The sequence below is a fragment of the Acidovorax sp. M2(2025) genome, assembly GCF_049330835.1.
Classification (GTDB): domain Bacteria; phylum Pseudomonadota; class Gammaproteobacteria; order Burkholderiales; family Burkholderiaceae_C; genus Acidovorax.
Genome location: NZ_CP186262.1, coordinates 2,429,310 through 2,449,744, shown reverse-complemented (window position 1 = coordinate 2,449,744; position 20,435 = coordinate 2,429,310). Strand labels below are relative to the sequence as shown.

Annotated in this window: 20 protein-coding genes; 5 read left to right on the top strand and 15 right to left on the bottom strand. The window is 68.0% G+C overall.

Features of this window, described 5'->3' with window-relative positions; genetic code table 11:
• Positions 1–117 precede the first annotated feature (117 nt).
• From ACOYR3_RS11380 to asd, 5 genes are read left to right on the top strand one after another with little or no spacing between them, the layout of a single operon-like run.
• Positions 118–981: a branched-chain amino acid ABC transporter permease gene (locus tag ACOYR3_RS11380; RefSeq protein ID WP_422842501.1), complete on the top strand. Its 864-nt coding sequence runs from the start codon at positions 118–120 to the stop codon at positions 979–981.
• The gene (locus ACOYR3_RS11375) at positions 978–1,976 is read left to right on the top strand and encodes a branched-chain amino acid ABC transporter permease (protein ID WP_422842500.1); all 999 of its coding nucleotides are present in this window, start codon (positions 978–980) and stop codon (positions 1,974–1,976) included. Before ACOYR3_RS11380 ends, ACOYR3_RS11375 begins: the two co-directional genes overlap by 4 nt.
• Complete coding sequence (locus ACOYR3_RS11370) at positions 1,969–2,745, top strand: ABC transporter ATP-binding protein (protein WP_422842499.1); 777 nt, start codon at positions 1,969–1,971, stop codon at positions 2,743–2,745. The genes ACOYR3_RS11375 and ACOYR3_RS11370 overlap by 8 nt, the downstream gene beginning before the upstream one ends.
• Before the next feature lies 1 nt (position 2,746).
• Positions 2,747–3,463, top strand: a complete 717-nt coding sequence (locus ACOYR3_RS11365; RefSeq protein ID WP_422842498.1) for an ABC transporter ATP-binding protein — start codon at positions 2,747–2,749, stop codon at positions 3,461–3,463.
• 50 nt (positions 3,464–3,513) lie between these two features.
• The gene (gene asd / locus ACOYR3_RS11360) at positions 3,514–4,362 is read left to right on the top strand and encodes an archaetidylserine decarboxylase (RefSeq protein ID WP_422842497.1); all 849 of its coding nucleotides are present in this window, start codon (positions 3,514–3,516) and stop codon (positions 4,360–4,362) included.
• A gap of 129 nt (positions 4,363–4,491) precedes the next feature.
• Here asd and hutG read toward each other — a convergent pair whose 3' ends face one another.
• The 15 genes from hutG to ACOYR3_RS11285 form a co-directional block, all read right to left on the bottom strand.
• Positions 4,492–5,310, bottom strand: coding sequence for an N-formylglutamate deformylase (hutG, locus tag ACOYR3_RS11355; protein ID WP_422842496.1), 819 nt, complete (start codon positions 5,308–5,310; stop codon positions 4,492–4,494).
• Between the two features lie 22 nt (positions 5,311–5,332).
• On the bottom strand, positions 5,333–6,736 hold the full coding sequence (locus tag ACOYR3_RS11350) for a formimidoylglutamate deiminase (protein WP_422842495.1): 1,404 nt from the start codon (positions 6,734–6,736) through the stop codon (positions 5,333–5,335).
• The gene (gene hutI, locus ACOYR3_RS11345) at positions 6,733–7,980 is read right to left on the bottom strand and encodes an imidazolonepropionase (RefSeq protein ID WP_422842494.1); all 1,248 of its coding nucleotides are present in this window, start codon (positions 7,978–7,980) and stop codon (positions 6,733–6,735) included. The genes ACOYR3_RS11350 and hutI overlap by 4 nt, the downstream gene beginning before the upstream one ends.
• 69 nt (positions 7,981–8,049) lie before the next feature.
• Entirely contained in the window at positions 8,050–8,643 is a 594-nt protein-coding gene (locus ACOYR3_RS11340; protein WP_422842493.1) for a HutD family protein, read from the bottom strand.
• 22 nt (positions 8,644–8,665) lie between these two features.
• Complete coding sequence (locus ACOYR3_RS11335; protein WP_422842492.1) at positions 8,666–9,463, bottom strand: amino acid ABC transporter ATP-binding protein; 798 nt, start codon at positions 9,461–9,463, stop codon at positions 8,666–8,668.
• Positions 9,460–10,128, bottom strand: coding sequence for an amino acid ABC transporter permease (locus ACOYR3_RS11330; RefSeq protein ID WP_422842491.1), 669 nt, complete (start codon positions 10,126–10,128; stop codon positions 9,460–9,462). Before ACOYR3_RS11330 ends, ACOYR3_RS11335 begins: the two co-directional genes overlap by 4 nt.
• A 33-nt stretch (positions 10,129–10,161) precedes the next feature.
• Positions 10,162–10,917 (bottom strand): transporter substrate-binding domain-containing protein, encoded by a 756-nt coding sequence (locus ACOYR3_RS11325; RefSeq protein ID WP_422842490.1) that lies wholly within the window; start codon positions 10,915–10,917, stop codon positions 10,162–10,164.
• 51 nt (positions 10,918–10,968) lie between these two features.
• The gene (locus tag ACOYR3_RS11320; protein ID WP_422842489.1) at positions 10,969–11,745 is read right to left on the bottom strand and encodes an IclR family transcriptional regulator; all 777 of its coding nucleotides are present in this window, start codon (positions 11,743–11,745) and stop codon (positions 10,969–10,971) included.
• Positions 11,746–11,830: 85 nt separating this feature from the next.
• Positions 11,831–13,564 (bottom strand): urocanate hydratase, encoded by a 1,734-nt coding sequence (gene hutU, locus ACOYR3_RS11315; RefSeq protein WP_422842488.1) that lies wholly within the window; start codon positions 13,562–13,564, stop codon positions 11,831–11,833.
• Between the two features lie 39 nt (positions 13,565–13,603).
• Positions 13,604–15,142 carry a histidine ammonia-lyase gene (gene hutH / locus ACOYR3_RS11310; RefSeq protein WP_422846509.1) on the bottom strand — a complete coding sequence of 513 codons (1,539 nt, stop codon included), beginning with the start codon at positions 15,140–15,142 and terminating at the stop codon, positions 13,604–13,606.
• A 66-nt stretch (positions 15,143–15,208) separates the two neighbouring features.
• On the bottom strand, positions 15,209–16,021 hold the full coding sequence (gene hutC, locus ACOYR3_RS11305) for a histidine utilization repressor (RefSeq protein WP_422846508.1): 813 nt from the start codon (positions 16,019–16,021) through the stop codon (positions 15,209–15,211).
• A gap of 30 nt (positions 16,022–16,051) precedes the next feature.
• A complete protein-coding gene (locus ACOYR3_RS11300) occupies positions 16,052–16,831 on the bottom strand; it encodes an ABC transporter ATP-binding protein (RefSeq protein ID WP_422846507.1) in 780 nt (259 codons plus the stop codon).
• Positions 16,828–17,664 (bottom strand): ABC transporter permease, encoded by an 837-nt coding sequence (locus ACOYR3_RS11295; RefSeq protein WP_422846506.1) that lies wholly within the window; start codon positions 17,662–17,664, stop codon positions 16,828–16,830. Before ACOYR3_RS11295 ends, ACOYR3_RS11300 begins: the two co-directional genes overlap by 4 nt.
• 22 nt (positions 17,665–17,686) lie before the next feature.
• Positions 17,687–18,652 (bottom strand): ABC transporter substrate-binding protein, encoded by a 966-nt coding sequence (locus ACOYR3_RS11290; protein ID WP_422846505.1) that lies wholly within the window; start codon positions 18,650–18,652, stop codon positions 17,687–17,689.
• A gap of 379 nt (positions 18,653–19,031) precedes the next feature.
• Positions 19,032–20,432, bottom strand: coding sequence for a HAMP domain-containing sensor histidine kinase (locus ACOYR3_RS11285; RefSeq protein ID WP_422846504.1), 1,401 nt, complete (start codon positions 20,430–20,432; stop codon positions 19,032–19,034).
• Positions 20,433–20,435 lie beyond the last annotated feature (3 nt).

Sequence of the window (20,435 nt, the reverse complement as noted above, 5' to 3'; positions counted from 1 at the left end):
CCTCCATGGGGCCGCGCCAGTTGCCAGCTTCAGGGGCACAGATACCGCCGCCCAACGCAGCTTGACCGGAGGCGTTGGCCACTTCCGCCGCCGCCCGCAAAAACCACCTCCGTTTTCATGGACTTCGCCACCTTCCTGATCCAGTTGCTCAACAGCGTGCAGTACGGGCTGCTGCTGTTCATGCTGGCGGCCGGGCTCACGCTGATCTTCGGGATCATGGGCGTGGTCAACCTGGCGCACGGCAGCTTCTACATGCTGGGTGCCTACCTGGGGTATTCGCTGTCGGGGTATTTCGGCAGCCTGGCGCTGGCCATCCTGGGCGGCGCGCTGCTGGCGGTGGTGTTCGGCCTGGCGCTGGAGTGGCTGCTGTTTCGCCACTTCTACCACCGCGACCACCTGGACCAGGTGCTGCTGACCTTCGGCCTCATCTACATCTTCGAGGAACTGCGCTCGCTGCTGTGGGGCGACGACGTTCACGGCGTGGCCATCCCTGCCCTGCTCGACGGGTCCGTGCCGCTCACGGACACCCTGTCCTACCCCGTGTACCGGCTGTTCATTTCGGGCGTCTGCATCGCGCTCGCGGCCGGCCTGTACCTGCTGATTGCCAAGACCCGCCTGGGCATGAAGATCCGCGCCGGCGCGTTCAACCGCGACATGGCCGAGTCGCTGGGCGTGAACATCAAGCTCATCCACTCCACGGTGTTCGCCCTGGGCGTGGGGCTGGCCGCCGTGGCGGGCATGGTGGCGGCGCCGGTGTCGAGCGTGTACCCCAACATGGGCGCCTCGGTGCTCATCATGTGTTTCGTGGTGGTGGTGATCGGGGGCATCGGTTCGGTACGGGGCGCACTGGTTGCGGCGTTGCTGGTGGGGCTGGTCGACACGTTCGGCAAGGTGCTGCTGCCGTCCGTGGCGGGCATGCTCGTGTACATGCTGATGGCGGCCGTGCTGCTGTGGAAACCGGAAGGCCTCTTCAAACAATGAGCACACCCCGTGCCAACATCGAAGTGCTGCCCCGCAGCGCGCAGTTCACGCTGGCTCTCGGCCTGGTGGCCCTGCTCGCCTTTCCCTTCGTGGGCAGCGACTTTTATGTGCAGATGGTCACGCGCATGATGATCATGGCCATCTTTGCGATGAGCCTGGACCTGCTGCAGGGCGTGACGGGACTGGTGTCGCTGGGGCATGCGGCCTACTTCGGCATCGCGGGCTATGCGCTGGCCTTCCTGACGCCGGCAGACGCGCCGGTGAGCCTGTGGTGGACGCTGCCGCTGGCCGTGGCGGGCGCGGGCGTAGCGGCGCTCATCATCGGCTTCTTTGTGGTGCGCACGCACGGCATCTACTTCATCATGGTCACCATGGCGTTCGCGCAGATGGTGTTCTACCTGTTCTTCGACAACAAGGCGCTGGGCGGCTCGGACGGGCTGTACATCAACTTCCGGCCGGACGCATCCATCCTGGGCTGGTTGCCGTTCGACCTGGAAGGCCGCAAGACCTTCTACTACTTCACACTGGCGCTGGTGGTCGCCGTCTACGCCCTGCTGCGCCGCCTGCTCTGGAGCCCGCTGGGCCGGTCGCTGGCGGGCATCCGCATCAACGAGCACCGCATGCGGGCCATGGGGTTCGGCACGCAGGGCTACAAGCTCACCGCCTTTACCGTGGCCGGTGCGCTGGCGGGCCTGGCAGGCTACCTGTGGGGTGCGCAGACGGGCTACGTGAACCCCGAGCTGATGGGTTTTCACATGAGCGCGCACGCCATCATGATGGTCATCCTGGGCGGCATGGGCAACTTTGCGGGGGCCATCGTGGGCGCGTTTGCGCTGGAATACCTGCTGCATGTGTTCAAGGACCTCACCAAGCACTGGCAGCTGCTGATGGGCAGCTTCATCGTGCTGGTGGTGCTGGTGGCACCGCGCGGGCTGTTGGGCATGCTGGCGCGGCGCACATCCGGCAACGCACCGGAGGACGCACACCATGGCTGATACCGCCCTGCTCTGCGCCCGCCAGCTCACCAAGCGCTTTGGCGGCCTGGCCGCCGTGGGCGGCGTCTCCGTGGACCTGTGGCGCGGCCAGATCCACGCCGTGATCGGGCCCAACGGTGCGGGCAAATCCACGCTGACCAACCTGCTCTCGGGCGACCTGCCGCCCACTGCAGGCACGGTGCTGCTGAAAGGCTCGGACGTGACCGGCTGGGCACCCGAGCGCATCTCGCGCCAAGGCCTGGGCCGCAGCTACCAGAAGACCAACATCTTCCTGCCGCTGACGGTGCACGAGAACGTGCGCCTGGCCGCCCAGTCGCGCGACCCGCAGCAGCCCTGGAACCCGCTGCGCTGGTGGCAGGACACGCGCCGATCCACTATCAAAAACAGAGCGCTTTGCGCACGCCTGGAGAGCGCCATCGAGCTATCCGGCCTGAAAGACAGGCGCGCCGCCATTGCCGGCGCCATGAGCCATGGCGAGCAGCGGCAGCTGGAGATCGCCATGACCCTTGCGACCGAACCGCAGGTGCTGCTGCTCGATGAGCCGCTGGCCGGCATGGGCGTGGCCGAGGCGGAGCGCATGGTCGAGCTGCTGCTGCGCCTCAAGCCCGCCCACGCCATGATGCTGGTGGAGCATGACATGGACGCCGTGTTCACGCTGGCGGACCGGCTCACGGTGATGGTCAACGGCCAGGTCATCGCGCACGGCACACCCGCCGAGGTGCGCGCGGATGCCACCGTGCAGGCCGCCTACCTGGGCGAGGACCACTAGGATGAGCAACGCCCCCTGGATCGATGCCCGCGGCATCCACACCTTCTACGGCCCGAGCCACATCCTGCACGGCGTGGACTTTCGCGTGGGCCGGGGCGAAACCATCGGCCTCATGGGACGCAACGGCATGGGCAAGAGCACGCTGCTCAAGTCGTTGATGGGCCTGGTCAGGCCGCGCACAGGCACGGTGACCGTGGCCGGGCGCGACATGACCGGGCGCCCGCCGTATGAAGTGGCGCGCCTGGGCGTCGCCTACGTGCCCGAGGGGCGCGGCATCTTCGGCAACCTGAGCGTGGTCGAGAATCTGCAAATGGCCGCCCGCGCCGGCACCCGCGGCCAGCGGGACTGGACCTACGAGCGGGTGCTGGAGACCTTTCCGCGCCTGAAGGAGCGCCTGGGCCATGGCGGCCAGCAGCTCAGCGGCGGCGAACAGCAGATGCTGACCATCGGCCGCGCGCTCATGACCAACCCGGACGTGCTCATCCTCGACGAGGCCACCGAGGGCCTGGCCCCGCTGATCGCGCGGGAGATCTGGCGCATCTGCAGCCTCATCAAGGACAGCGGCATCAGCAGCGTGATCGTGGACAAGAACTGGAAGCACGTCACGCAAATCACCGACCGCAACGTGATCCTGGTGAAGGGGCAGGTGGTTTTTGAAGGCAGCTCGCAGGCGCTGCATGCCCAGCCAGCGCTGCTGGAGCAGTACCTGGGGGTGTGAGCGCAGGCCCCGTAGAATGGCCCGCTCCCTCTACCCAGGAAGCCCATCCCGTGTCTGACCGCCTCGCAGTCCTTCCGCAGTATCTTCTTCCCAAGCAGGCGCTGACGTCTCTTGCCGGCAAGTTCGCATCGGCCCAGCTCGGCGGCCTGACCACGGCCGTCATCCGCCGCTTTGTCGCTCGCTACCGCGTCAACATGGCCGAGGCGGCCAACCCCGACATCGCCAGCTACGCCACTTTCAACGATTTCTTCACCCGCGCGCTGAAGCCCGGCGCGCGTCCGCTGGCCGATGCCGACCTGGTCTGCCCGGTGGACGGGGCCATCAGCCAGTTCGGGCCGATTGCCCAGGACCAGGTCTTCCAGGCCAAGGGCCATTCGTATTCGACCACCACGCTCGTGGGCGGCGACGCAGCACTGGGGGCGCGGTTCGACAACGGCCACTTCGCCACGCTGTACCTCAGCCCGCGCGACTACCACCGCATCCACATGCCCTGCGCGGGCGAACTCACCCGCATGATCCACGTGCCGGGCGACCTGTTCTCGGTGAACCCTGTCACGGCACGGGGCGTGCCCGGCCTGTTCGCGCGCAACGAGCGGGTGGTGTGCGTGTTCGAATCGGCCCACGGGCCCTTCGTGCTGGTGCTGGTGGGCGCCACCATCGTCGGCAGCATGGCCACCGTGTGGCATGGCCAGGTGAACCCGCCGCGCCCCGGCATCCTGCGCCAGTGGGACTACGCGCCGGGCCAGGTGCGGCTGCAGCGGGGCGAGGAGATGGGGCGCTTCCTGCTCGGCTCCACCGTGGTGATGCTGTTCCCGCAGGGGCCGCTGGCCTTCAACCCCGCGTGGGCGCCGGCGCGGCCCATCCAGCTGGGCGAGGCGATGGCGCAGCGCGGCGGCTAAGAGCCTTACGATCCCCTGCGAGATCGTAAACAGACTCCAAGGCGCCCCCGGCAAGGGGGCTGCAAGCCTTTTTGACCTCCAGCGCTTGTCCAGAAAGCGCCGGAAGCTATCAAAACAAGAGCAATGTAATTACCCTTGGCGCGCCTTGGCAAACGCCAGCACCGCCGCCAGCATGCGCTGCAGATGCGGCTGCACGCCGGCCGCCACCTCCGGCAGGTAGTCAAACGGCAAGGCCTCCTGCATGTAGCTGCACTGCGTCATCTCCAGCTGCACCGCGTGAATGTTCTGCGCGGGCTGGCCGTAGTGGCGCGTGATGTACCCCCCCGTGAAGCGGCCGTTGAGCACGCCGGTGTAGCCCGGCGCGGACTCGGCGATGGCGAGCAGCTCCTGCGCCAGGGCCGGGTCGCAGCTGGCGCCGTTGGCGGTGCCCAGGTTCAGGTCGGGCAGCTTGCCCTCGAAAAAGCGCGGGAGTACGGAGCGGATGGAATGCGCGTCCCACAGCATGGCCACGCCGTGCCGGGCGCGGATGCGGTCCAGTTCGGCGCGCAGCTGCGCGTGGTACGGCGCCCAGACGGCCCCGCGGCGGGCGGCGATCTCCGCGTCATCGGGCACGTCGCCGTGCGCGTAGATGGGCGTGTCGTCAAACGTGTCCACCGGGCACAGGCCGGTGACGCTCTGGCCGGGGTAAAGGCTTGCGCCATCGGGGGGGCGGTTCAGGTCCACCACGTAGCGCGAATGCGTGGCCACGAGGATGGACGCGCCCAGGTCCTTGGCGAAGGCATACAGGCGCTCCATGTGCCAGTCGGTGTCGGGCACTTGGCGGGCCTCTTCCGTGAAGCGCGCGGCGAGCTGCGGCGGCACGTAGGTGCCGGCGTGTGGCATCGAGACGAGCAGCGGCGCGGTGCCCTGGTGGAACGTGAACGGGGGTAGCGGTGCGGTGTGGGTCATGGCAAAACCGGTGAAAGCAAAGTCAATCTGCGGCAATGGTGGCGGATCGCGCGGCCACAAAGGCCTGGGCGGCGGATGCATGCAGCGCGTGGCGGCCTTGCGCCACGCGCTGCACGCCGGCCACCCACACGCTGTCGATGGCCGAGGTGCGGTGGCTGCCGAACACGTGGGACGACAGCATGCTGGGCCCGGGCAGGTCGCGCAGCGCCACGTGCTGGGCGTCGAGCACGACGAGGTCGGCCCGCGCCCCCACGGCCAGGCCCGCAGCCCCACCGGGTGCGGTGCGGCCCGACGCTTGCGCACCGCCCTGCACGGCCTGCAAGGTCATGGCCGTGGCCACCTCGGCCTGGGTGCTGCTGGCCAGCACGTTGCGCTGGCGGCGCGACAGGCGCTGGCCGTATTCCAGCATCAGCAGCTCTTCGGCGGCATTAACGCAGGCGTGGCTGTCCGAGCCCACGCCCCAGCGGCCGCCGTGCTGCAGCCACCGCGGCATGTCGAAGATGCCGTCGCCCAGGTTGGCCTCGGTGGTGGGGCAGATGCCGGCCACGGCGCCGGTCGCGGCGGCGGCGGCATATTCCTGCGGGGTCATGTGCGTGGCGTGCACCAGGCACCAGCGTTCGTCCACGGGCGCGTGCTCCAGCAGCCACTGCACGGGGCGCTGGCCGCTCCAGGCGAGGCAGTCGTCCACCTCCTGCGTCTGCTCGGCGATGTGGATGTGGATGGGCGCTTGCGGATTCAGCGCCGTGAGGCCCTGCACGGCGGCACGCAGACTGTCCGGCGGCACCGCGCGCAGCGAATGCGGCGCCAGGCCCAAAATGGCCTCTTGCGCTTGTGTGGCGGGCGCCAGGCGCTCCAATAAAGAGAGCATGTTGTCCGTGTCGCGGAGAAAGCGCGCCTGGTCGGCCCGCGGCGGCTTGGCACCAAAGCCGCTGGTCTGGTAGAGCACCGGCAGCAGCGTGATGGCCATGCCCGCGCTCTGCGCCGCGCGCAGCAGGGCCTGCGACAACGTGGCGTCGTCGGCATAGGGCGTGCCGTCGTGGTCGTGGTGCACGTAGTGGAACTCGCACACGCTGGTGTAACCCGCCTCCAGCATTTCCACATAAAGCCAAGTGGCGATGGCCTGCAGCGATTCGGGCGTGATGCGGGCGGCAAAGCGGTACATCAGGTTGCGCCAGCTCCAGAAGCTGTCCTGGCTTTCGCCCCGGTATTCCGTGAGCCCCGCAAAGGCGCGCTGGAAGGCGTGCGAGTGCAGGTTGGGCATGCCGGGCAGCACCGGGCCGGTGGCCACTGCGGAGCCGTTGGGCTGGGCGTTGGGCGTGACGGCGGTGATGCGCCCTGCCCCGTCCCATGCGATCCGCACGTTGCGCGCCCAGCCCGTGGGCAGCAGGGCATCGGCAGCGAACAGCTGGCGGGAGGTGTCGGTCATGGCAAGACTCCGTGGATGCGCCCTTGCCGCACGATGGTGCAGGCGGGCTTGTGGCCGAACCAGTAGGCCAGCTCGGCCGCTTCGCGCAGAGGCCACAGCACGAAGTTGGCGGGCCGGCCGGACGCGATGAGGCCGTGCGAATCCTGCAGGCCCAGCGCGCGGGCCGCGTGGGTGGTGATGCCGGCCAGCGCCTCCGGCACCGTCAGGCGGAACAGCGTGCAGGCCATGTTGGCCATGAGCAGCAGGCTGAGCGCGGGCGAGGTGCCGGGGTTGTGGTCGGTGGAGACGGCCATGGGCACGCCCGCTTCGCGCAGCTGCGTGATGGGCGGCAGGTGCGTGTCGCGCAGCGTGTAGTAGGCGCCGGGCAGCAGCACGGCCACGGTGCCCGCGGCCTTCATCGCGGCGAGGCCATCGGCCGACAGGTGTTCGATGTGGTCGCACGACAGCGCGCCGTAGCGTGCAGCCAGCGCGGCGCCCCCCATGTCCGAGAGCTGCTCCGCATGCAGCTTGACGGGGATGCCGAGCTTCTGCGCGGCCTGGAAGACCTGCTCGGTCTCGGCCAGCGTGAAGGCGATGCGCTCGCAGAACACGTCCACCGCATCCACCAGGCCTTCGGCGGCCAGTGCGGGCAGCATCTCGTGGCAGACGAGGTCGGTGTAGGCCTGGCTGCGCCCTGCGTACTCTGGCGGAAACGCATGCGCACCCAGGAAGGTGGTGCGCACCGTCACGCCCAACGCCTCGCCCAGCCGGCGCGCCACCCGCAGCTGCTTGCGCTCGTGCGGGAGCGCCAGGCCGTAGCCGGACTTGATCTCGATGGCACAGACGCCCTCGTCCAGCAGGGCCTGCAGGCGCGGCGCCGCCAGGGCGAAGAGTTCGTCCTCGGACGCTTCGCGCGTGGCCTTCACGGACGACACGATGCCCCCGCCCGCCTTCGCCACCTCTTCGTACGTGGCGCCCGCCAGGCGCATGGCGAACTCGTTGGCGCGCTGCCCGCCATAGACCAGGTGGGTGTGGCAATCGACCAGGCCGGGCGTGGCCAGGGCGCCGCGCGCATCGTGGCGCGGAATGGCGGCGCAGGCCGGGGGCAGCGCCCGCACAGGCCCCACCCAGCGCACCATGCCGCCCTGCACCACCACGCAGGCGGGCTCGTCCGGGGCGCAGGGTGCATCGACCACGGTCAGTTCGGGCACAGGCCGCAGGTGCAGCCAGACGCCGTCGGCGCTGGGGGCGGTTGGCAGGTTCATGATCACTCTGTTTTTGATAGCTTGCAGCGCTTGTCCATCAAGCGCTAGCGGCAATTTTGATGCCTTTTTTCATGCCCCTGCGCCGCCAGGGCTTTGCGGGGCGCAACGTTCCAGTGCCACCCAGGCCAGCACCGGCGCCGCAGCGCCTTCGCCGGGCACCGGCTCAAGGTGCGCGCCCGGCGCGTCCACCCACCACAGGCCCTGCCCGGGCTCCAGCATGCGCGGGCCTTTCCAGCAACCCTGCAGCACCATGCACAACCCGGCGCGTGCCGGCGGCGGCGCTTCCTGCAGCACCCGCAGGGAGCCGGTCCATGCGCCGCGGCGCAGCATGAGGTTGAAGTCGGTCGAGGCGCCGCCCAGCAAGGTGCAGTCCACCGCATCGTCGCCGGAGAAGGCCAGCGGCTGCCAGCGGCGGTCCAGCGTGTGCTGCCAGCCAGCGCTGGCCAGCTGCACCCCGTCGCCCTCCAGCAGCATGATCTGGCGGTCAATGCCCGGGAAGGACGAGAACGGCCCGGCCGACGCAATGCTCGCCACGCTCACGCGCCAGCCAAAGTCCTGCAGGCCGGAGTGCTCGGGCCAGCACGCGACTTCGCGGGTGGAGCCACCGCCGTTCTTCCAGGGGGTGGGCGGCAACGCCGCCAGGTCAAAGTACTGCACCGTCATCGCCGCCCTGCGCACGCCCGCCTCACGCACGGGTGAGCACGGCCTGCAGGAACGAACGTGTGCGCTCCTGCGTGGGGTTGGTGAAGATGGTGGCGGGCGCGCCCGACTCGATGATGCCGCCGCCGTCCATGACGACGACCACATCGCCCACCTCGCGCGCAAAGTCCATCTCGTGGGTCACCACCATCATGGTCATGCCCTCGCGGGCCAGCAGCTTCATGACCTGCAGCACCTCGCCCACCAGTTCCGGGTCGAGCGCCGAGGTGGGTTCGTCAAACAGCATGACCTTGGGCTTCATCGCCAGCGCGCGGGCAATGGCCACGCGCTGCTTCTGGCCGCCCGAGAGGCTGGCAGGCATGGCGTCGGCCTTGTGCGCCAGCCCGACCTTTTCCAGCAGCGCGCGCGCCTGGGTTTCCGCGTCCGCCCGCGGCACGCCGTGCAGCTTGCGCGGCCCCAGGGTCACGTTGTCCAGCACCGAGAGGTGCGGAAACAGGTTGAACGACTGGAACACCATGCCCACTTCTTCGCGCAGCGCGTTCAGCTCGCGCTCGGGCAGCATCTGGCCGTGATCCACCAGCGTGCGGCCGCAGATGTCGATGCGCCCGCCCTGGGGTTGCTCCAGCCCGTTGCAGCAGCGCAGGAAGGTGCTCTTGCCCGAGCCGCTCGGCCCGATCACCACCACCACCTGCGAGGGCTGTACGTCGAAGTCGATGCCGCTGAGCACGACATGGTCGCCATAGGCCTTGCGCAGGCCGCGGATGCGCACCATGGGCTCCTGCTGCCGGGTTCCTTCTGCGATGGGGTTGCTGGCGGCGGTCATTGCACCATCCCTCCCGCCCGCAGGCGCAGTTCCATGTGGCGCAGGGCCAGCGTGGTCAGCCCGGTAAGCACGAAGTACACCACGGCAATGGCCAGGTACACCTCCAGCGAACGGTAGGACACGCTGATGATCTTCTGCCCCTCGTGCATCAGGTCGTGGATGGTGAGCAGCGACACCAGGGCCGAGTTCTTGATCAGCGCGATGAACTCGTTGCCCAGCGGCGGAATCATCCGCACCACGGCCTGGGGCAGGATCACCGTGCGCATCGCCATGCCCGAGGACATGCCGATGGAGCGCGCCGCCTCCATCTGCCCCTTGTCGATGGACTGGATGGCGCCGCGCACGATCTCGGACACATACGCCCCCGAGTAAATGCCCAGGCCGATCACGCCGCACACGAACGCGGGCAGCAGCACGCCGAACTGCGGCAGGCCAAAGAACAGGATGAACAGCTGCACCAGCAGCGGCGTGCCGCGGATGGCCGCCACGTAGGCCGTGCACAGGCTGTAGACCACGCGGTTCCGGGGGTTGAGGCGGCCAATGCCCACCAGCAGGCCCATCACGCAGCCCAGCAGCAGCGAGGCGGCGGTGATTTCCACCGTCACCACCGCGCCCTGCAGCAGCTGGGGAATGCCCGCCCATACGGGAGAAAAATCGAGTTCCATCGCTCAGATCGTTTTGTCGGTCAGCCTGCCGGGTTACTTGGCAGCCGCGCTGCCGCTAAACCACTTCTTCACGATGGCGGCGTAGGTACCGTCGGCCTTGAGCTTGGCGATGGCGGCGTTCACGGCGCGGGTCAGCTCGGGCGTGTCCTTGCGCAGGGCCATGCCATATTCCTCGGTGGTGAGCTGCTCTTCCAGCACGCGCAGGCCGGGGCGGGTGCGCACGTACTGGTAGGCGGCGGGCTTGCCGGTCACCGCCGCATCCGCGCGGCCGATGTCCACCAGGTTGAACATTTCCTGGTTCTTCTCGACCTCGACACGCTGCACCTTGGGGAATTTTTCGGTCAGGTACGCCACCGACTTGGTGCCCACTTGCACACTGACCTTCTTGCCATCCAGGTCGGCCAGCTTGTTGATGGCCTTGTTGTCGGCCTTCACCATCACCACCAGACCCCCGGCGTAGTACGAATCGGTGAAGTCCACCACCTTCTTGCGCTCGTCGGTGATGTAGATGGCCGATACCGCCATGTCGAAACGCTTGGAGATCAGGCCCGGAATCAGGCCCTTGAAGTCGATATCCACCCACTCGACCTGCTTGCCCATGGACTTGGCCACGGCCTCCACCAGTTCGACGTCAAAGCCGGTGCGCTTGCCGTTCTCCACGAACTCCATGGGCGGAAAGGTGGCGTCGGTGCCGACGCGCAGCACGTTGTCCTGGGCCTGGGCGCCCGTGGTGCACATGGCGGCGGCAGCGGCGAGACCGGCCAGGAGAAGGTTGCGGCGAGGGGTCATGGGAAAGCTCCTTGAGTAGGGGGAAAAAAGGAAAGGGGGATTCCGGGAAATTCACGAAGGGGTGAGCCGGCGGGAGATGCGCGCCGCAGCGACCACGGCCATGCCGATGAGCGCGGACTCCTGCCCCTGGGCCCGCAAGATCGGTGCCATCAGCGTGATGGCGCCGGCTGCCTGCCGGGGCGAGCCGAACACGGGCACGCTGACACCCCAGACGCCCTCGTCCACCTCGCCGGCGCTGACGGCGTAGCCCGCCTTGGCAATGGCATCGAGTTCATCCTGCGCCGCCTGCCGACGCGCCGGGTTGTCGCCGTAGTGCAGATCCAGCAGTGCGCCGCGCGCTGTCGGCGCCAGGTGGGCCAACAGGCATTTGGCCGAGGCGCCGCTGCGCAAAGGCACGCTGCGCCCTTTCTCGAAAGAGCAGCGCAACGCCTGGGTGCTGTCCACCATGTCCAGGCAGACAACGCTGTCGTTCACGGCCACCACCAGGCCCACGCTCTCGTTGGACTGCCGCGCCAGCGCCTGCATGTCCGGCCGCGCCTGGTGCACCAGGTGCGACGCCAGGTCGAACCCCAGCGCCAGCTGCAGGCTGAGCGGCCCTGGCGCATAGTGCCCATTGCTCTCCAGCACGAAGCCCCAGAGCTTGAGCCGCGCCAGCTGGCGGTACAAGGTGCTGCGCGCGAGCCCGGTGGCCTCCATCAGCTCGGCCGCCGACATGGGCTGCCCCTGCTGCGCCAGCAAGGCCAGCACGTGCAGGATACGGTCGGCGGCGGCAACAGAGGTGGGTCCGTGGGCGGGCATCGGTCCAGTATCAAAGGATTGCAGCGGCATTCCTACCCTGCATTCCCATTGGGTGGGAATGCAGTCCCTTTTTTTCATCCCGCCGCCCTGCCCCGTCCTCCCATCACCGGCCGCATCACTTCACCATGGGCAGGTTCAGGCCCTGCTTCTTCGCCGTCTCCACGGCCAGTTCATACCCGGCATCGGCATGGCGCATCACGCCGCTGCCGCAGTCGTTGACCAGCACGCGCGCCAGGCGCTCGGCAGCAGCCTCGGTGCCGTCGGCCACGATGACCATGCCCGAATGCTGCGAGTAGCCCATGCCCACGCCACCGCCGTGGTGCAGGCTGACCCAGGTGGCGCCGCCTGCGGTGTTGAGCAGCGCGTTGAGCAGCGGCCAGTCGCTCACGGCGTCGGTGCCGTCCTTCATGGCTTCGGTCTCGCGGTTGGGGCTGGCCACGCTGCCGGTGTCCAGGTGGTCGCGGCCGATGACGATGGGCGCCTTCAGCTCGCCGCTCTTCACCATCTCGTTGAAGGCCAGGCCCGCGAGGTGGCGCTCGCCCAGGCCCAGCCAGCAGATGCGCGCGGGCAGGCCCTGGAAGGCGATGCGCTCGCCCGCCATGTCGAGCCAGCGGTGCACGTGTTTGTTCTCGGGGAACAGTTCCTTGATCTTGGCGTCGGTCTTGCGGATGTCCTCCGGGTCGCCCGAGAGCGCCACCCAGCGGAACGGGCCCTTGCCTTCGCAGAACAGCGGGCGGATGTAGGCAGGCACAAAGCCGGGGAAGTCGAAGGCGTTCTTCACACCCTCATCGAACGCCACCTGGCGGATGTTGTTGCCATAGTCCACAGTGGGGATGCCCATGGCCTGGAAGTCGAGCATGGCCTGCACGTGCACGGCGCACGACTTGGCGGCGGCCTTCTTCAGCACTTCGTGCTGGGTCACGTCCTGCTGCGCGGCACGCCACTGCGCCACCGTCCACCCTGCGGGCAGGTAGCCGTTGACGAGGTCGTGGGCGGAGGTCTGGTCGGTGACCAGGTCGGGCTTCAGGCCACCTGCCTTGGCACGCTTGACCAGTTCGGGCAACACCTCGGCCGCGTTGCCCAGCAGCGCGATGGAGATGGCCTCCTTGGCGGCTGTGTGCTGCTGGATGAGTTCAATGGCGTGGTCGATGTCGCGCGCCTGCTTGTCCACATAGCGCGTGCGCAGGCGGAAGTCGATGCTGCTTTGCTGGCATTCGATGTTGAGCGACACCGCACCCGCAAAGGTGGCGGCCAGCGGCTGCGCGCCGCCCATGCCGCCCAGGCCCGCCGTGAGGATCCACTTGCCCGCCAACGAACCGCCGTAGTGCTGGCGACCGGCCTCGGCAAAGGTCTCGTAGGTGCCCTGCACGATGCCCTGGGTGCCGATGTAGATCCAGCTGCCCGCCGTCATCTGGCCGTACATGAACAGGCCCTTCTGGTCCAGCTCGCTGAAGTGCTCCCAGTTCGCCCACTTGGGCACCAGGTTGGAGTTGGCCAGCAGCACGCGGGGCGCGTTGGCGTGGGTCTTGAACACGCCCACGGGCTTGCCGGACTGGATGAGCAGGGATTCGTCATCGTTCAAGTCCTTGAGCGAGGCCAGGATCTGGTCAAAACACGCCCAGTTGCGCGCTGCGCGGCCGATGCCGCCGTACACCACCAGGTCCTGCGGGCGCTCGGCCACCTCGGGGTCGAGATTGTTCTGGATCATGCGGTAGGCGGCCTCGGTGAGCCAGCTCTTGCAGGTGAGCTGGCTGCCGCGCGGCGCGCGGACAACGCGGCTGGCGTCGTGGCGGGGGTCGGTGCTGGAGGACGAAGTGGCGGCAGCGATGATGGCGTCGTTGGCGTTCATGGTGGACTCCTGTGAATCAGTGGGTGTGCGTGGAAAAAATCAGGCGAAGCTGGGCAGGCATTGCGTGAGCGCTGCAGGCCAGGTGGACTGCTGGGCCCAGGCGCGCATGGCTTCGATGTCGGGGGCGAGGTAGCGGTCCTGCTCCAGGTAGGCCACACGCTTGCGGATGGCGGCGAATTGCTCCTCCACCAAGGGGGAAGACTTCAGGCTTCGGTCGAACTCCATGCCCTGCGCGGCGGCCATGGCCTCGATGCCGACCATCACCGCCGCGTTGCGCACCATGTCGCCCAGGCGGCGCGCGCCGTAGGTGGCCATGGAAACGTGATCTTCCTGGTTGGCCGAGGTGGGCAGGCTGGTCACGCTGCTGGGGTTGGCCAGGCACTGGTTTTCGGCGGCCAATGCGGCGGCGGTGACCTGGGCGATCATGAAGCCTGAGTTCACGCCGCTGTCGCGGATCAGGAACGCGGGCAGGCCCGACAGGCCCGGGTCAAGCAGCAGCGACAGGCGGCGCTCCGAGATGGCGCCGATCTCGGCCACGGCCAGCGCGATGATGTCGGCCACAAAGGCCACGGGCTCGGCGTGGAAGTTGCCGCCGGAGATCACGTCGCCGTTGTCGAAGACCAAGGGGTTGTCCGACGCAGCGTTCGCCTCGATGGTCAATACGCGCGCCGCGTGGTGCAGGTTGTCCAGGCACGCGCCCATCACCTGCGGCACGCAGCGGATCGAATAAGGGTCTTGCACGCGGCCGCAGTTGGGGTGCGAAGGGTCGATGGCGCTGCCGTCCAGCAGCGCACGCACGGCAGCCGCCACGGCGATCTGCCCGGCCTGCCCCCGTGCTTCGTGGATGCGCGCATCAAACGGCTTGACCGAGCCCTTGATGGCTTCGAGCGACAGGCAGCCCGCGACCAGCGCGGCAGCAAACACGCTCTCGGCGCCGAACAAACCCGCCAGCGCCAGCGAGGTAGACACCTGCGTGCCGTTGAGCAGCGCCAGCCCTTCCTTGGGGCCCAGCACAAAAGGCTGCAGGCCGATGGAACGCATGGCCTCCGCGCCCGGCACCACCTTGCCGTCCACCTTGGCCTGCCCTTCCCCGATCAGCACGCAAGCCAGGTGCGCCAGCGGCGCCAGGTCGCCCGATGCGCCCACCGAGCCCTTGGCCGGAATCACCGGCAGCACATTGGCGTTGGCCAGCGCCAGCAGCGCATCCACCAGCTCGGGCCGCACGCCCGAATGGCCGCGCGCCAGGCTCACGGCCTTGGTCGCCAGGATGAGGCGCACCACGTCGTCGGGCAGCGGGTCGCCCGTGCCCACGCTGTGCGACAGCACTAGGTTGCGCTGCAGATCGGCCAGGCGGTCGTGTGCGATCTTGGTGCTGGCCAGCTTGCCGAAGCCGGTGTTGATGCCATAGACCACCTGGTCTTCCTCCACGATGCGCTGCACTGTGGCCAGGGACGGCTGCAGGCCCGCGCGCGCCGACGCATCCAGCACCAGTTGCACGGGCCCGGCGTGGATGCGGCGCAGCTCCGCCAGCGTGACGCGGCCGGGATGCAGGGCGATGGGGGGTGCGTTGTGGGTCATGGCGTTGATCCTGTATATACAAGTAGGTACAAGCGAAAAACTATGTGCTTTTTGGCGAAAGAAAATTCAGCCCGCTACCGGATTGCCGTCGGCTCGGAAGCGGCTGCCCAGGCGGTAACGGGTGGCCGGGTGCAGACACCGCACCACGGTGATCGGCACGCCGCGCGACCAGGTGCGGCGGGTGAGCAGCAGGCACGGCTCCTGCGGAGACATCTCCAGCAGAGCGGCCTGCTCGGCGGTGGGCATGACGGCATCGACCACGTGTTCGATCTGGTCGAAGGGCACGTTGCGCACCAGGTATTCGGAGGGCTGCAGTTGCGTGAAGTCCTGCGCGGCGAACTGCGGCACCTGGCGCGGGTTCACGTAGCGGTCTTCCAGTTGCACGGGCAGGCCGTCCTCGCGGTGGATGCACAGCGAATGGAACACCGACTCGCCGGTGCGCAGGTCCAGCGCGGCGGCCACCTCCAGCGTGGCGGAGGTGCGCTCCACCGCCAGCACGTCGCAGCGGTAGTCGTGCCCGCGCTGGCGGATTTCGCTGGCCAGGTTGGCAATTTGCAAGAGCGTGGACTGGGGCTTGGCCTCCGCCACGAAGCTGCCCACGCCCGCCACCCGCACGATGCGGCCCTGCTCCACCAGTTCGCGCAGCGCGCGGTTCACCGTCATGCGCGAGATGCCGAACTGGGTGACCAGCTCGTTCTCGGACGGCAGGCGGTCGCCCGCGCGCCAGATGCCTTCCTGGATCTTGCGCGCAATGTGGTCCTTGACCTGCTCGTACAGCGCCATGGCCTGCGCGGGCGCAGCCGCCGAGGCCACGGCCTTGGCAGGCGTGGCGCTGCGCGGTGCAGCGGCGGTCGGGCGGCGGGATGGACGGACGCTCATGGGTGGATGCGGGACTGTTGCGGGTTCAGATCAGTGCAGGTCAGCCGCCATGGATTCGGCGCGGATCTCTTCGGTGAGACGCGCCTTGAGGTCCATGAACTCGGGGCTGGTCTTGATCGTGTAATGGCGTGGGTGGGGCAAGTCCACCGCCAGCTCGGTCTTGATGCGGCCGGGCCGCGCGCTGAACACGGCCACGCGGTTGGCCATGAAGATGGCTTCGTCGATGTCGTGGGTGACAAACAGCACGGTCTTGCGTTCGGCCTCCCAGATGCCCAGCAGCAGCTCTTGCATGAGCACGCGGGTCTGGTTGTCGAGCGCGCCGAAGGGCTCGTCCATCAGCAAAATCTTGGGGTCGTTGGCCAGCGCGCGCGCAATGGCGGTGCGCTGCTGCATGCCGCCCGACAGCTGCTTGGGAAAGTGCTGCTCGAAACCGCGCAGGCCCACCTTGGCGATGAAGTACGCGGCGCGCTCTTTTTGCTGCGCGTCGGGCATGCCCCGCTCGCGCAGGCCAAAGCGGATGTTCTGCTCGATGGTGAGCCAGGGGAACAGGGTGTAGCTCTGGAACACCATGCCGCGGTCGGCGCCAGGGCCTTCCACTGGCACACCGTCCAGCAGCACCCGGCCGCCGGTGGCGTGGTCCAGGCCCGCGACGATGCGCAGCAGCGTGGACTTGCCGCAGCCCGAGGGGCCGAGGATGGTGACAAAGTCGTTGTCACGCACTTCAAAATCGACCGGCAGCAGGGCCTGCGTGCGCTGGCCCTTGTGCCCCTCGAAGGTGCGCGAGACGGCTTGGATGGATACGCTGCTCATCGCACAAAACTCCAGGCAAACAGACGGTGGTTGAGCGCCTTGAAGGCGAAGTCGGACACCAGCCCGATGAGGCCGATGATGATGATGCCGAAGATGATCTGGCCGGTGTTGAGCAGCGACTGGCTGTCGGTGATCATGTGGCCGATGCCGCTCGATGATCCGATCAGCTCGGCCACGATCACATAGGTCCAGGCCCAGCCCAGCACCAGGCGCAGGGTCTCGGCGATCTCGGGCGCCGCGCCGGGGATGAGCACCCGCGTGACGATGCCCTTGTGGCCCGCGCCCAGCGTGTAGGCGGCCTCCACCAGGTCGCGCCGCGCGCCACCCACGGTGACAGCCACCATCAGCGTGATCTGGAAGACCGAGCCGATGAAGATGACGAGGATTTTCTGCGCCTCGCCAATGCCCGCCCACAGGATCAGCAGCGGAATGAAAGCCGAAGCAGGCAGGTAGCGGCAGAACGAGATGAAGGGCTCAAAGAACGCCTCGACCCCCTTGTACGCGCCCATCGCAATGCCCAGTGGCACTGCAATGACCGCCGCCAGGATGAAGCCACCGACCACGCGCCAGATGGTCATGCCGATGTCTTTGATGAAGCCGTATTCGGTGAACAGCAGCCAGCCTTCTTTCACCATGGTGACGGGGCTGGCCAGGAAGGTGGGCGACACAAAGCCGCCCAAGGTGAAGAACGCCCACACCGCCACAAACAGGGCGAAAAAGGCCAGCCCCAGCATCCAGCGGGCTCGGCTGCTCACAGGCTCCAGCGGGGCCAGCGAGCGCCGGCGCACGAGGGCCTTTGGCTCAGAAACGGACAGGGGTTGCACGGCGGACATGGAGCGCTCTTCTTCCGTCTATTTACTTGATGAAGCTCGCGTCGAACGTGACGGCCAGATCCTCGGGTGCCTTGCGGATGATGCCGGCCTCCAGCAGGATCGCCGTGGCGTCCTTCATGAAGGCTTGCAGTTCGCCCGCAAAGAACTTCTGGTTGGCGGCCTTGTCCTGCCAGCGCAGGAAGGACGACGACTTGGCAAACTGCTCGCCCGTCTGCTTGACGGCGGCGCCCATGATCTCGTTGGACTTGGTGGGGTCGGCCTTGATCATGTCCAGCGCCTGGAAGTACGAGTTGGCCAGCGCCTGCGCGGCCTTGCCGTTGGCCTTCAGCCAGGTGGGGTCGCAGCCCACGGTGTCCATCACCATGGGGTAGTCGAGCGTGGTGGCCAGAATCTTGCCGGCGCTGGGGTTCTCACGCACGGTGGACAGGTAGGGCTCGTACGTCATGGCAGCGTCGTTCTGCCCCGCCACGAAGGCTTGTGCTGCCGCCTGGGGCGAGAGCGTGGTGGTCTTCACGTCCTTGAGGCTCATGCCGTTCTTGCTGAGCATCCACGCCAGGCCGAAATACGGAGCGGTGCCGGGCGCGTCCACGCCGATGGTCTTGCCCTTGAGGTCGGCAAAGCCCTTGATGTCGCCGCGCACCGCGAGGCCGTCGGCGCCATAGGACTTGTCCATCTGGAAGATCTGCACGATGGGTACGCCGTTGGCGTTCCAGGCCACATGGGTCTCCACGGTGGTCGCGGCGCACTGGATGGATTTGGAGGCCAGGGCCAGGTGGCGGTCCTTCTGCGGGATCATCTTGATCTCCACATCCAGGCCGTTCTTCTTGAAGATGCCGGCCTTGTCGGCCAGCGTCAGCGGTGCAAAGCCCGTCCAGCCGGACATGCCCAGCACAATCTTGGTGTCCTGCGCGTGGGCCGCCCCGGCCAAGCCCGCCACGCATGCCGCAGCCGCTGCCAGCGACGTCCACTTCACAACCGATCGAGTCATCTTCTGCTCCTGTTTGAAAGTCATTGCCTGGATGCCCATGCCCGGACGGCACCAATGTCCGTCGCCGGATGATGACAGCCGGAGCATACCTGTATATACAGGGTAAACGCTAAATGCCGCCGTTCCCGGGATGGGTCACCTCATCAAGCAAGATGGAGGCCAAGTTCAGCGGGCGGGCGGCGGCAGCGCGCGCGTTACAACTGCCCGGCTGGCAGATTGCTATTAAATGAATAGCTGCTTGCGCTTTACAGGTAAGCGCTAGAGGCCGATTTCTATCAAACTTCGGCCCGAACACTGCGCAGCCTTGCCCGGCCGCGACCGCGCGTCCCGTGGCGGCGGCAGGTGCACCGCCGCGGTGCACGGGGGCGGAGGCCCAGCTTCAGCTGGCGCACGGCAGGCGTGCCGTCACGGCCAGGCCTGGATCGGCGTTGCGCACTTGCAGGCTGCCCCCGTGGGCCTGGGCCACCAGACGGCACAGGTACAGGCCCAGCCCTACCCCGCCGGTTGCGCGCTGGCGCGCCGTGTCCGGCCGGTAGAACGCCTGGGCCAGGTGGGGCAGGTGCTCGGGGGGCACACCAGGGCCGTAGTCGCGCACCTCGATCTCCACCACGCCATCGTGCAGCCGCACGTGCATCTCCGGGGGGGCTGCGGCAGGGTCATTGTGGCGCAGGCTGTTGTCCAGCAGGTTGCGCATCAGCAGGCGCACGCGCGAGCGATCGACGGTGCACGGCGGCAGGCTGCCGCTTTGCACATGCAGCGCCACGGCCTGGGCACCGGGGTGGCGCGGTTCCAGCTCGGTCACCACCTCGCGGGCCAGCGCGGCCAGGTCGGTGGGTTCGCGCTGCAGCGCCGCGTGGCGGCCGGCCAAGCGCTCGCTCTCCAGCAAGTCGGTGATCAGCCGCGCCATTTCGCCCAGGTCGCGCAGCAGGGCCGCGCGCTGGGCCTGGACTTCGGCGGTCTCGGGCAGCAGTTCGGTGTTCAGGCGCGCGCGCGTCAGCGGGCTGCGCAGCTCATGGCTCATGGCCAGCAGCAGTGCCCGCTTGGCCTCCAGCATCTGGTGGATGTCTTCCCCCATGGTGTTGATGGTGGCGGCCAGCTGCCCGAGCTCATCGGGCCGGTGGGCGTGGCGCACCGGAATCACCTCGCCAAACTCGCCCCGGCCAAAGCGCTGCGCGCCACGTCGGATGTCGTCCAGCGGCCGCAGCAGGTGCCGCACGTAGACGTAGGCCAGCGCAGTCAGCAGCAGCAGCACCGTGAGCGTGCCCCAGGCAATGCGCGGCCGCTTGTCCCACGAGAGTGCATTGAGCCCGAACTCGATATGGTGGCCATCGGCCGTCGTGCGGTGCAGCAGCCGGTAGCCGGTGTCCTCGCGGCTCCAATGGTCCTGGCGCTGCACCTTGTCGCTCATCCAGTCAGGGCGCGGCCGGTCGGGATGGGAATCCCACTGCACCTGCGGGCCGTCGATGCGCAACGTGACGGGCAAGCGGTCGGCAATCGCCTGGGCGCGCTCAATGCTCGGGGGGCTGCCGATCTCGGCGGTCAGCCGGTCCACATAGTCCATCAACAGCGGGCGGGCGGCTTCCTTCCAGCCCAGCGCCACCACCTTCTGCATCCCGGCCATGAACACGATGGCCACCGTGACTGCCAGCGCCATGAACACCAGCACCAGCCGCAGGTGCAGCGAATACCCGACGGCGTCGCGCGCGCGCCGGTGCCAGGGGCAGTCCGGGTCGTGCTTGCACTGCGGATCGTGGAAACGCGCGGCGCCCCAGGCTCTCATGCG

Bases quoted from the DNA above. Each gene is read 5' to 3' on its own strand.
- ACOYR3_RS11380 (WP_422842501.1), top strand. From the start codon at position 118: ATGGACTTCGCCACCTTCCTGATCCAGTTGCTCAACAGCGTGCAGTAC.
- ACOYR3_RS11375 (WP_422842500.1), top strand. From the start codon at position 978: ATGAGCACACCCCGTGCCAACATCGAAGTGCTGCCCCGCAGCGCGCAG.
- ACOYR3_RS11370 (WP_422842499.1), top strand. From the start codon at position 1,969: ATGGCTGATACCGCCCTGCTCTGCGCCCGCCAGCTCACCAAGCGCTTT.
- ACOYR3_RS11365 (WP_422842498.1), top strand. From the start codon at position 2,747: ATGAGCAACGCCCCCTGGATCGATGCCCGCGGCATCCACACCTTCTAC.
- hutG (WP_422842496.1), bottom strand. From the start codon at position 5,310: ATGACCCACACCGCACCGCTACCCCCGTTCACGTTCCACCAGGGCACC.
- ACOYR3_RS11350 (WP_422842495.1), bottom strand. From the start codon at position 6,736: ATGACCGACACCTCCCGCCAGCTGTTCGCTGCCGATGCCCTGCTGCCC.
- hutI (WP_422842494.1), bottom strand. From the start codon at position 7,980: ATGAACCTGCCAACCGCCCCCAGCGCCGACGGCGTCTGGCTGCACCTG.
- ACOYR3_RS11340 (WP_422842493.1), bottom strand. From the start codon at position 8,643: ATGACGGTGCAGTACTTTGACCTGGCGGCGTTGCCGCCCACCCCCTGG.
- ACOYR3_RS11335 (WP_422842492.1), bottom strand. From the start codon at position 9,463: ATGACCGCCGCCAGCAACCCCATCGCAGAAGGAACCCGGCAGCAGGAG.
- ACOYR3_RS11330 (WP_422842491.1), bottom strand. From the start codon at position 10,128: ATGGAACTCGATTTTTCTCCCGTATGGGCGGGCATTCCCCAGCTGCTG.
- ACOYR3_RS11325 (WP_422842490.1), bottom strand. From the start codon at position 10,917: ATGACCCCTCGCCGCAACCTTCTCCTGGCCGGTCTCGCCGCTGCCGCC.
- ACOYR3_RS11320 (WP_422842489.1), bottom strand. From the start codon at position 11,745: ATGCCGCTGCAATCCTTTGATACTGGACCGATGCCCGCCCACGGACCC.
- hutU (WP_422842488.1), bottom strand. From the start codon at position 13,564: ATGAACGCCAACGACGCCATCATCGCTGCCGCCACTTCGTCCTCCAGC.
- hutH (WP_422846509.1), bottom strand. From the start codon at position 15,142: ATGACCCACAACGCACCCCCCATCGCCCTGCATCCCGGCCGCGTCACG.
- hutC (WP_422846508.1), bottom strand. From the start codon at position 16,021: ATGAGCGTCCGTCCATCCCGCCGCCCGACCGCCGCTGCACCGCGCAGC.
- ACOYR3_RS11300 (WP_422846507.1), bottom strand. From the start codon at position 16,831: ATGAGCAGCGTATCCATCCAAGCCGTCTCGCGCACCTTCGAGGGGCAC.
- ACOYR3_RS11295 (WP_422846506.1), bottom strand. From the start codon at position 17,664: ATGTCCGCCGTGCAACCCCTGTCCGTTTCTGAGCCAAAGGCCCTCGTG.
- ACOYR3_RS11290 (WP_422846505.1), bottom strand. From the start codon at position 18,652: ATGACTCGATCGGTTGTGAAGTGGACGTCGCTGGCAGCGGCTGCGGCA.
- ACOYR3_RS11285 (WP_422846504.1), bottom strand. From the start codon at position 20,432: ATGAGAGCCTGGGGCGCCGCGCGTTTCCACGATCCGCAGTGCAAGCAC.